The organism is Citrobacter sp. wls613 (assembly GCF_005281195.1).
Classification (GTDB): domain Bacteria; phylum Pseudomonadota; class Gammaproteobacteria; order Enterobacterales; family Enterobacteriaceae; genus Citrobacter; species Citrobacter gillenii.
Genome location: NZ_SZXN01000013.1, coordinates 23,372 through 33,142, shown reverse-complemented (window position 1 = coordinate 33,142; position 9,771 = coordinate 23,372). Strand labels below are relative to the sequence as shown.

At 55.5% G+C, this 9,771-nt stretch carries 11 protein-coding genes; 2 read left to right on the top strand and 9 right to left on the bottom strand.

Features of this window, described 5'->3' with window-relative positions; translation table 11 throughout:
- From FDX01_RS23275 to FDX01_RS02870, 9 genes are all read right to left on the bottom strand, one after another.
- On the bottom strand, positions 1-441 hold a 441-nt coding region (locus FDX01_RS23275), incomplete at its 3' end, for a carbon-phosphorus lyase complex subunit PhnI (protein ID WP_249360843.1).
- The gene (gene phnH / locus FDX01_RS02905) at positions 441-1,037 is read right to left on the bottom strand and encodes a phosphonate C-P lyase system protein PhnH (RefSeq protein WP_096758658.1); all 597 of its coding nucleotides are present in this window, start codon (positions 1,035-1,037) and stop codon (positions 441-443) included. The genes FDX01_RS23275 and phnH, both read right to left, overlap by 1 nt.
- Positions 1,034-1,486 carry a phosphonate C-P lyase system protein PhnG gene (gene phnG / locus FDX01_RS02900; protein WP_117343577.1) on the bottom strand — a complete coding sequence of 151 codons (453 nt, stop codon included), beginning with the start codon at positions 1,484-1,486 and terminating at the stop codon, positions 1,034-1,036. The genes phnH and phnG overlap by 4 nt, the downstream gene beginning before the upstream one ends.
- The gene (gene phnF / locus FDX01_RS02895; protein WP_115259669.1) at positions 1,487-2,212 is read right to left on the bottom strand and encodes a phosphonate metabolism transcriptional regulator PhnF; all 726 of its coding nucleotides are present in this window, start codon (positions 2,210-2,212) and stop codon (positions 1,487-1,489) included.
- Between the two features lie 20 nt (positions 2,213-2,232).
- The gene (gene phnE / locus FDX01_RS02890; protein ID WP_096758655.1) at positions 2,233-3,012 is read right to left on the bottom strand and encodes a phosphonate ABC transporter, permease protein PhnE; all 780 of its coding nucleotides are present in this window, start codon (positions 3,010-3,012) and stop codon (positions 2,233-2,235) included.
- An 86-nt stretch (positions 3,013-3,098) separates the two neighbouring features.
- Positions 3,099-4,115 (bottom strand): phosphonate ABC transporter substrate-binding protein, encoded by a 1,017-nt coding sequence (gene phnD, locus FDX01_RS02885; RefSeq protein ID WP_137399194.1) that lies wholly within the window; start codon positions 4,113-4,115, stop codon positions 3,099-3,101.
- 23 nt (positions 4,116-4,138) lie between these two features.
- Positions 4,139-4,927 (bottom strand): phosphonate ABC transporter ATP-binding protein, encoded by a 789-nt coding sequence (gene phnC / locus FDX01_RS02880; protein ID WP_117343576.1) that lies wholly within the window; start codon positions 4,925-4,927, stop codon positions 4,139-4,141.
- A 132-nt stretch (positions 4,928-5,059) separates the two neighbouring features.
- Complete coding sequence (gene yjdN, locus FDX01_RS02875; protein ID WP_096758652.1) at positions 5,060-5,509, bottom strand: VOC family metalloprotein YjdN; 450 nt, start codon at positions 5,507-5,509, stop codon at positions 5,060-5,062.
- Between the two features lie 117 nt (positions 5,510-5,626).
- Positions 5,627-5,962 (bottom strand): zinc ribbon domain-containing protein YjdM, encoded by a 336-nt coding sequence (locus FDX01_RS02870; protein ID WP_096758651.1) that lies wholly within the window; start codon positions 5,960-5,962, stop codon positions 5,627-5,629.
- Positions 5,963-6,513: 551 nt separating this feature from the next.
- On the opposite strand from FDX01_RS02870, the gene crfC reads away from it, so the two are divergent.
- Both crfC and FDX01_RS02860 read left to right on the top strand, forming a co-directional pair.
- Positions 6,514-8,868 (top strand): clamp-binding protein CrfC, encoded by a 2,355-nt coding sequence (gene crfC, locus FDX01_RS02865; protein WP_137399193.1) that lies wholly within the window; start codon positions 6,514-6,516, stop codon positions 8,866-8,868.
- Positions 8,865-9,758 carry a diguanylate cyclase regulator RdcB family protein gene (locus tag FDX01_RS02860; protein ID WP_137399192.1) on the top strand — a complete coding sequence of 298 codons (894 nt, stop codon included), beginning with the start codon at positions 8,865-8,867 and terminating at the stop codon, positions 9,756-9,758. The genes crfC and FDX01_RS02860 overlap by 4 nt, the downstream gene beginning before the upstream one ends.
- Positions 9,759-9,771: the final 13 nt, after the last annotated feature.

Sequence of the window (9,771 nt, the reverse complement as noted above, 5' to 3'; positions counted from 1 at the left end):
ACTCTCCGCGGCGCGCAGCGGCGGCGTCTCGCCGTTGGCCAGCAGAGTGAAATCAAGCAGGCGGTGGGTATAGTCGTAAGTTGAACCCAGCAACTGCCCGCCGGGAATATCCTTGTAGACGGCGGAAATACGCCGTTCCAGGCGCATCTCTGCGCTGTTGACCGGCTCGCTCACCGCCAGTTTTGCCAGCGTCGTGCGGTAAGCGCGTAGCAAAAAGATGGCTTCAATGTTGTCGCCGCTGGCCTGCTTGAGCGCCAGTGCCGCCAGTTCACGGTCGGCGATACCGCCTTCAGTCATGACCCGGTCAACGGCGAGGTTCATCTGCTGTTCGATTTGCGCCACGCTCAGTTCGGCAATGTGCGCATCGCCCCGGCGTCGGTTCTCCTGCAGCGCGTGGGCGTTGGCTATTGCCTTCTCGCCCCCTTTGACGGCAACGTACATCAGCACACCTCCACGTGGGTGGTTCGCGGAATAGCCAGCAGCCGTTCGCCGCAGGTGAGGATCAGATCAATCCCCAGCGGGAACGGATGCGGGCGCTCGGTCAGTTCATGAATCAGGCATTCCGGTAATTGCGGGGCGATCATCCGTTCTTCGGCGATACCGGCCCCGGTCAGGCGCAGCATGCGTCCGCCGCTTAAGCCCGCGATCTGTACAATCAGGGTCGCGCTGGTCTCTGGTGCTACGGCGGAACCGGAAGAGAGGGCGTTGAGCTGTTCGCTGCTAATACGATTGTCGGCGATGGCAAAGGCTGCCTGCTGCGGTTGTTCTACCAGTGGGGCATTGGTGTGAAAACGCAGGTTCTGTCGGGCAATATCGTTATCCATGGCTGGAGCCAGCCACACCGGGGTGTCACCGTCGACCAGGGTCAGCAGCACGCTGGTGGTCGCCAGACCCAGCGGCTGCCAGCCGTGTTTCAGCTGATGCAGGGCGACAATCACCCCCGGTTCGCTCATGGCCTTCAGCAGGCGACGAAAGCACTGCTGCGCATCCTGGACGGGTAAATTAAAGGCGCTCTGTAGTGCCGTAGATCGTGTCATGCGTTATCTCCGCGTACCAGTGTGAAGAAGTCGACCCGGCTGGCGTTGACTTCGGCACGGCGAGCGTTAATTAGCGCATCGCGTTCCGCTTCCAGCGGGGTAATTAAGGTTTCCATTACGCTCTGGAAATACGTCTGTTCCTGCAGCAGTGCGTCAATCACTGCGCACTGCTCGGCGTGGGGTTTGTTGCGTCCCAGCAGGTAGCTATAACCCAGCGTGCCGCTCTTCAGGCGTACGACGGCGCGCGTTATCGTGGTATCACCGGCAAAAAAACGGTTGCCGGTGCCGCCCATGCGGGCCTGGATCTGCATCAGCCCGCTTTCCGGTGCGCGGATAAGTTCATATTCTGGTGTCAGTTTCAGCGCGTTGACGCGCGCATTCAGGTCTTCAGCGTTGCTGTAAGCCAGCGCGCGCATCCAGCGCTGGCGGGTGGCGGTATCAAGGTGCATTCAGTGCTCCATGGTGAATTCGATCATGTCGGCGCGGGTCAGGCTGACGGAGTATTCCGTCGCGTGTTCTTCGCCTTCACGGTGGTTCAGGGTGCGCACGCACAGCAGCGGCGCCATGTTGGGGATTTCCAGTACCTTGCTCTCTTTGGCCTGCGCGCGGCGGGCGCTGATGCGTGTTTGCGTGCGCAGTAACATCAGACCCAACTGCTCGCGCAGGTAGTCGTGCAGTGAGCCGTGGTTAAAGCCCTGCAACAGCGGCCAGAGGGTGAGGTCGGAAAAATAGTGGTCGATAAGACAGAGCGCGATGCCGTTCACCCGGCGCAGGGTGCGCAAATGGATGACGTTGTCGCCCTCGGTGACGCTGAGCGCGTCGGCAATATGGCTCGAGGCCGGGCGCAGCACCGCCAGCAACTTCTCGCTGGTGGGATGGCTGCCCTGGTCCAGCAGGTTCTGACTGAAGCGCGCCTGGGCATTCAGCGGGTAATCGAACGGGCGCATCAGCACCAGCACGCCGACGCCCTGACGACGCTGCACCCAGCCGCGTTCGACCAACTGGTCAATGGCGCGGCGCAACGTGTGGCGGTTGACCGCGTAGCGGGCGGCAAGCTGATGCTCGGCCGGAAGGTAGTCACCGCAGCGATAATGTTGACGAAGCTCCTGCTCAAGTCTGGCGGCAATTTCCTGATAACGCGTCGGATAACTGGTCGGATGTGTAGACAAGTGCATAGCAATCAATGCCTCGCTGATTAGATGAAGTGCTTACGCAAACGCTGAGAGAGGAAATCCAGCAGGCTGACGGTGACGATGATTAACACCATCAGGGCGCAGGTTTGCTGGAACTGAAAGCCGCGAATCGCCTCCCATAACGTCACGCCGATGCCGCCTGCGCCAACCATGCCGACCACCGTGGCGGAGCGGACGTTGGACTCAAAGCGGTACAGCGAGTAGGAGATGAGCAGCGGCATGACCTGCGGTAGAACGCCGTAGAGGATCTCTTCAATTTTGTTGGCACCCGTGGCGCGAATGCCTTCGACCGGACCCGGCTCAATGGCTTCTACCGCCTCGGAAAGTAGTTTGGAGAGCACCCCGGTGGTGTGGATAAACAGCGCCATCACCCCGGCGAACGGCCCGAGACCGACCGCAACCACAAACAGCATGGCGAAGACCATTTCGTTGATGGCGCGGCAGGCGTCCATCAGGCGACGCATTGGCTGGTAAATCCACCACGGCACCAGGTTGTCGGCGCACATCAGGCCGAAAGGAATCGACAGCACCACGGCGAGGGCGGTCCCCCAGACGGCGATTTGCAGGGTGATGGCCATTTCGCTGAGATAGTCCTGCCACTGGCTGAAGTCCGGCGGGAAGAAGTCAGCGGCGAAGGTCGCCATATTGCCGGAATCCTCGATCAGCGTGAGTGGAGCCATTTCGGCCCCTTTCCACGAGACGACCAGCACGGCGAGAAGAATGGCCCAGCTCAGCAGCGAGAACCAGCTACGCTTGGGCGGGGCGACGGTGATGGTTTGCATATTTGGCTCCGTTGGAACAGGTGTTTGCACCGCCATCCGGCATTTACGCGATTGCCTGATGGCGCTGCGCTTATCAGGCCTACAAATCACTGCACCGCTTTATTTACGCTGGTCATGGCACTCAGCGCGGCGGTCAGGCGGTCGAGATCATCCAGTTGTGCTTTAATCACCGAGGTTTTGCTGGTTTTCTCTTCCGCGTTCAGGCCCTTGTTGTCCTTCACGCCCTGCATCTCTTTAAACAGCGCCAGCTGGCGAATCGGTACCAGTTGCAGATCGCTGGAGGCACGGAACGGCGCCCAGCCCAGGCGTTCCAACGTGGCTTTCTCTTCCGGCGTTTTGCCATAGCTCATGAAGAAGTCGTACACCTTGTCCTTGGTGGTTTCGGAGAGGTTTTTGCGCCAGACGATCGGATCGCCTGGGATCAGCGGCGATTTCCAGATCACCTTCAGCGCTTTCAATTTTTCTGGTGCAGAGGTTTTTAACTTGTCGAGGTTTTCGGTGTTGTTGGTGGCAACATCCACCTGCTTGTTGGCGACGGCCAGGGCGTTAGTTTCATGCCCGGCGTTAACGGTGCGCTTGAAGTCGCTGGCAGCAATGTTGTTTTTCGCGAAGACGTAGTAACCAGGGACGAGGTAGCCCGAGGTGGAGTTTGGATCGCCGTTGCCGAAGGTTAGATCCTTACGTTTGGCGATCAGATCGTTCAGATTGTTGATCGGACTGTCTTTATTGACGATCAATACGCTCCAGTAACCCGGCGATCCGTCTGCCGCGACGGTCTGGGCGAAGACCTGTCCATTGGCGCGATCCACCGCTTCCATCGCCGAGAGGTTGCCGTACCAGGCGATATCGACTTTGTTAAAGCGCATGCCCTGGATGATCCCGGCGTAGTCCGGGGCGAAGAAGGCATTCACTTTTACGCCCAGCGATTTTTCCATGTCCTTCAGGAACGGTTCCCACTGTGGCTTCAGGTTTTGCTGTGATTCGGTCGAAATAATGCCAAAGTTCAGCGCTTTTTCCTGTTCTTCGGCATATGCCGGGCTTAAGAAGGTGCTGAGACTAAACATGCTGGTGAAGGCCAGCGCGGCAACTGTCTTATAACTCATTTCCATTCCTCATTGTGGGGATGTCAGGCAGCCTGTGCGTTCTGGTCGACGCGGTTCATGCTGCGGTAGAGATGGTCAAAACGATCGTTATCAAACTGTTGGCTGCTGCCGTCGTAGAAGACGTGTCCCTGGCGCAGCGCAACAATGCGTTCGCAGTAGCGCAGGGCGTAATCCACCTGATGCAGCGTGACCACGACGGTGATGCCGTCGGTCTGGTTAATGTCGCGCAGGGTGTCCATCACGATGCGTGCAGATTCCGGGTCCAGCGAGGCAATCGGCTCATCGGCGAGGATCACTTTTGCCTGTTGCATCAGGGCGCGGGCGATGGCGACGCGCTGCTGCTGTCCGCCGGAGAGCGTAGAAACGCGCTGGTAGGCAAAGTGCGCCATGCCAACGCGGGTCAGCGCCTGTAACGCCCGTTGCTTCTGCTGTGGCGTAAACCAGCTAAAACAGGTGCGCCAGAACGGCGTGCTGCCGAGCGCGCCAATCAGCACGTTCTCCAGCACGGTGAGACGGTTCACCAGATTGAACTGTTGGAAGATATAGCCCGTATGGGCACGGCTTTTGCGGATGTCACGCGCCAGTCGGCCTTCACGTTGTACCGTGCGGCCTAATAGCTCGACATGGCTACCTGGCGATTTATCACCGGTAATCAACCCGCTTAAATGACGTAAAAGGGTGGATTTGCCGGAACCTGATGGCCCAAGCAGAGCCACCATCTCACCGGAATGGATAGTCAGATCAACCGCATTCAGCGCCTGATGATGATTGAATGATTTGGAGAGTTTCTCGACGCGAATAACCGTTTGCATGATGCGGCCTCCCTAAAAAAGTGGCCCCATCGTGGCGGATTAATGTGACATTTTCGTTAAGGGATGGTTACTCGAAGATGAAGAATTGAGCGATATTTGATGACAGTACGGGAGGACAAGCCTCCCGTAGGATTACTCCGTGGGGGGCTGCTGCTGTTTGACGACGTTGATCATCCACGGCACACCGTACTGGTCGGTGACTTTACCGAAACCGTGCGCCCAGAATGTTTCCTGCCAGTCCATTTCGATTTGACCTGTTGCTGCCAGGTTGTCAAACCAGCGCTTCCCTTCGTTGACATCCTGCGTGTCGAGGACCAGCGTGAATCCGGAGTAATGGGCTTTTCCCGTCGCGACGCCGTCGCTCATCATGATGTCGCTGCCCGCAACACGCAGGTTGGCGTGGGCGATGGCGGTATCGGGGAATTTCATTCCAGAAGGGCAACCCTCTTCACTGTCCTGCGCCGACTGGGGCATTTCACCGAAGTTGATTTTGTAGAGCAGTTCTGCGCCCAGCGTCTGTTGGTAGTACGCAATGGCGTCAGCGCAGTTGCCTGCAAAAGAGATGTAGGGACTTAACGACATGATCTTTACCTCAGGTAAAAGAAGCCCGTTAAGTGTAGTTAGCGTAGGCCTGGTAAGCGAAGCGCCACCGGGCAATAAAAGCCGGATGGCGACTAACGCCTTATCCGGCCAACAAAATTAGTTCTTTTTCACAAACTCGGATTTCAGTTTCATCGGTCCGAATCCATCAATCTTGCAATCGATGTTGTGGTCGCCTTCCACCAGGCGGATGTTTTTCACTTTGGTACCGATCTTCAGCATGGAAGAGCTACCTTTGACCTTCAGATCTTTCACGACGGTTACGCTGTCGCCGTCGGCCAGCAGGTTACCGTTAGCGTCTTTCACGATCAGTTCGTCGCTGTCATGCGCGGGTTCAGCATCGTTCCATTCGTGAGCGCATTCCGGGCAGATGAACATGCCGTTATCTTCGTAGGTGTATTCGGAGTTGCATTGTGGGCAGTGTGGTAATGACATGTGGATTTCCTCAAAAGTCAGCAGGGGCAAAAGCGCCCAAAAAATGGCAGATTGCCGAAAAAGGCCGCAATTATACATAAAATCCCTGCGGTTGTCGGGACTACTGTCTGATTAAGCGCTGAGGCACGGCGCAGATAAAGGTCTCAATACCTGTACTTTCCACTACTTGCACGTTTGGCGGAATATTTTTTAAGGGAAATTGCTCCGCTTTGTTATTTAAGTTAAGGTGAGGCGAACCACCTGATATTCATTGATAACATGGCTCTCAGAATGGCTTAGTTATTGTAAGTGGATATCGCATCCCCCTTAATTTAGGTAGGGGAATTAAACTGGCATTTTTCAAAACTGAACTACTCTGTTTATCTTTCTTACTTATTACAGTAAGGGAGAGGCATCGGGCCAGCGGTTATAAAACAAATTTAATTTAATAATATCAATTAGTTATTTTGATTTTAATTATTTCCACACGTAATGATAAAAGCCGAAAATTCATAAATAAAAAGATTTGGCTGAATAAAAGTAAGATTATTTGCGTTAAGGAAAAATTTTCCATGTACACACAGACAATATATGAATTAAGTCAGGAAGCTGAACGCTTGCTGATGCTCTCTCTTGACCATCTCAGGCAGTTGAAAAAATTGCCGACGACGTCGTTGGATGATGTCGCGTTGAAAAAAGGTGAGCATAGCGGGCACGTACAGCCCCTGCATTTCACTGCGCGTGGCATGGATGTCCAGCAAGCAACGCTCAATAATGAGCTACGGAAGGTCACGCGTCTGGAAATGGTACTGGCCATTGTCGGCACGATGAAAGCGGGAAAGTCGACGACGATTAATGCGATTGTGGGGACGGAAGTGTTACCCAATCGTAATCGTCCGATGACGGCCCTGCCGACGCTGATCCGCCATACGCCAGGCCAGAAAGATCCGGTGTTGTATTTTTCTCATGTCGCGCCGATTGATGCCTTAATGAAAACCTTGCAGCAGCGTGTGCGCGAGTGCGATCGCCAGTCTCTTAGCCATGAGCTGGAAATTGATAAAGATATGAATACGCTGCTGCTGCGTATTGAAAACGGTGTGGCGTTCGAGCGCACCTATTTAGGTGCCGAACCTATTTTCCAGTGCCTCAAGAGCCTGAACGATCTGGTGCGTCTGTCAAAAGCGCTGGAGGTTGATTTTCCTTTTTCTGCGTACGCCGCCATTGAGCATATTCCGGTGATTGAGGTTGAGTTTGTGCATTTGGCCGGGCAGGCAAATTATCCGGGGCAGTTAACCCTGCTGGATACGCCGGGGCCGAATGAAGCCGGACAGCCGCACTTACAAAAGATGCTGAAGGAACAGCTGGCGCGGGCGTCTGCGGTACTGGCGGTGATGGACTATACCCAACTGAAGTCGATTTCGGATGAGGAAGTGCGCCAGGCGATCACCGCGGTGGGTAAATCGGTACCGCTGTATGCCCTGGTCAATAAATTCGATCAAAAAGACCGTAATAGCGATGATGAAGAGCAGGTGCGGGCGCTGATTTCTGGCACGTTGATGAAGGGCGGTATTACGCCTGAGCGTATTTATCCGGTGTCTTCCATGTGGGGGTATCTGGCGAACCGCGCACGTCATGAACTGATGACTCACGGGCGGCTGCCGGATCACCAGCAACAACGTTGGGTACAGGATTTTGCCGAAGCGGCGCTGGGTCGGCGTTGGCGTACCGCCGATCTGGATGATACCGAGCATATTCGGCATGCTGCCGATTTACTGTGGCAAGACTCGCTGTTTGAGCAGCCGATTCAGAATGTTATTTATGCCGCCTACGCGAATGCCTCGCTCTATGCGCTCCGCTCCGCGTCCCATAAGCTGTTGAACTATGCGCAAAGCGCACACGAATACCTTGAGTTTCGCTATCACGGATTAACGGTCGCGTGTGACAAGCTGCAGCTGAACATCGACCATATTGAAGAGGATATGCAGCAGATCCAGGTGGGTCAGGAGCAGGTCAGCGATGAGGTTAAACACGAAGTTGATTTGGCACTGGAGGCGACCACCGCGTTTCTCAATCAGCAGCAGGCTGAGATCCTGGGCAGTATCGATAGGCTGTTTGAAAAAGAAAGCGTGCTGAGGATGTCACGACACGGTATGGGGGCGGGCGTTGCGGCGGCGGAAATGGCCGGAGAAGTGCTGGTGCTGCATGATGAAGGGCAAGCGAAAATTGTGTTAGATAAAATTCGTTCCGCCTGTGAAGTCGTCCTGCTGGCGGCACAGGAGAGTATCAGCCGCGATTTAGCCCTGCGCTTTGAGCAACTTGAGTCGACGTTGTCGCGGGCGTTAAATGACGCCATACGACCCATTGAGCAGCGGGTGAAAGAGGAGTTGAGCCATGCCGGATTCCGTGCCCGGATCCGCTTTCCGGCGTTTCATTCGGCGATGTTTAACTTCAATACCCGCCAGTTGTTTAACGAAGCGATTGAGCAGGATACGCCGTTGGATGAAGGCACATCCTCCGCAGGCGGAGTGCGGGATACGTTCTCACGTTGGCTGAATCAGCCGAACTGGGGATGGAATGATGATGTCGCCGCAAAAACGCGGTACCTGATTGATATCAACGCACTGCACAACAGCCTTGGGCAGTACGTTACGCTGTTTTGCCAACAAATTCGTAAAGCTTTAGTGGCGCAGGTCGATATTTCTGTTACGGCTGGCATGGCGACGTTTTTTGCCGATTTTTCGCTGTGTCTGACGCAATTGCAGGCGAGCCTGCGTGAGAGTCTGATCCTGCGTCAGCAAAATGAATCTGCTGTGAGCGCATTGAGTGAACAACTGCAGCACCGTATTACGATTGCGTCATGGATTTATGAAGACTCCCGCTTGCTACGTGATGATATCCATACCCTTTTTGCAGCTGAGCATACATGACTAACGTGTTACTGGAAGGCCCCGGGCGGGCGCTGGAGTGCGTCTACCCAAAGTTTATGGTCGATCTGGTTCAGGGAGATGAAACCAAACGTTCCGGCGGTTTTCTGCAACAGCAGCAGCGTCTGCGCGCGCGCCTGACGCAGGAAGTGTTATCCCAGACACAGCTGCGGGCGTGGGTTCTGGCGGGCGTCTCCAGCGAGCATCTGATGATGCGCCTGAAGCTGGTGGAAAAACTGGCGAGCATGATTGACCCCGGTCATCTGGCGCTGGTGCGTATTACCGAAGGATTGGCGTTCCTGCAAGAGACGGAACGTCCGCGCGGGCAATCCACGCCCGGCATTATGCAGCAGATCAATACGCTCTCCAGCTGGTTTAGCCAACGCAGTGCTTATAAAGAGAAGGCGCTGACGCAGCGCGGGCTGACCGTTCAGGCGGGTGAACACAGCGAACAAATTTTTACCCGTTGGCGGGCAGGGGCGTATGACGGCTGGTCGCTGCCGGGGCGTTGTTTTGTCGCGCTGGAAGAGCTGCGCTGGGGCGCGTTTGGTGATGCTTGTCGGCTGGGCAATGCCGATGTGGTGGCGATGCTCAAAGATAATCTACGCACTATGGCGACCCAGGCGCTGGCGCACAGTGTGAATGCCGCACCCACCACGCGTCATTATTATCATCAATGGCTCAGTTCACCTACCGCAGGGGGATCACGCGAGCATAACGATATGCTGAGTTGGTTGGGCGACTGGTGTGATATGGAGCAGCATCCGGTGAGCGGGTCGGTGACGCAGCGTTGGCAAAATGTGGCGCTGGGGATGCCGCGACTGTGTTCGGCGAAGCGACTGGTGAATGCGATGGTTGAGGAGATTTTTGCACCGTCCCCTCGCAGAGGCTGAGAAGGGACGGTGA

Coding starts and splice junctions, on each gene's coding strand:
- phnH (WP_096758658.1), bottom strand. CDS start 1,037: ATGACACGATCTACGGCACTACAGAGCGCCTTTAATTTACCCGTCCAG.
- phnG (WP_117343577.1), bottom strand. CDS start 1,486: ATGCACCTTGATACCGCCACCCGCCAGCGCTGGATGCGCGCGCTGGCT.
- phnF (WP_115259669.1), bottom strand. CDS start 2,212: ATGCACTTGTCTACACATCCGACCAGTTATCCGACGCGTTATCAGGAA.
- phnE (WP_096758655.1), bottom strand. CDS start 3,012: ATGCAAACCATCACCGTCGCCCCGCCCAAGCGTAGCTGGTTCTCGCTG.
- phnD (WP_137399194.1), bottom strand. CDS start 4,115: ATGAGTTATAAGACAGTTGCCGCGCTGGCCTTCACCAGCATGTTTAGT.
- phnC (WP_117343576.1), bottom strand. CDS start 4,927: ATGCAAACGGTTATTCGCGTCGAGAAACTCTCCAAATCATTCAATCAT.
- yjdN (WP_096758652.1), bottom strand. CDS start 5,509: ATGTCGTTAAGTCCCTACATCTCTTTTGCAGGCAACTGCGCTGACGCC.
- FDX01_RS02870 (WP_096758651.1), bottom strand. CDS start 5,962: ATGTCATTACCACACTGCCCACAATGCAACTCCGAATACACCTACGAA.
- crfC (WP_137399193.1), top strand. CDS start 6,514: ATGTACACACAGACAATATATGAATTAAGTCAGGAAGCTGAACGCTTG.
- FDX01_RS02860 (WP_137399192.1), top strand. CDS start 8,865: ATGACTAACGTGTTACTGGAAGGCCCCGGGCGGGCGCTGGAGTGCGTC.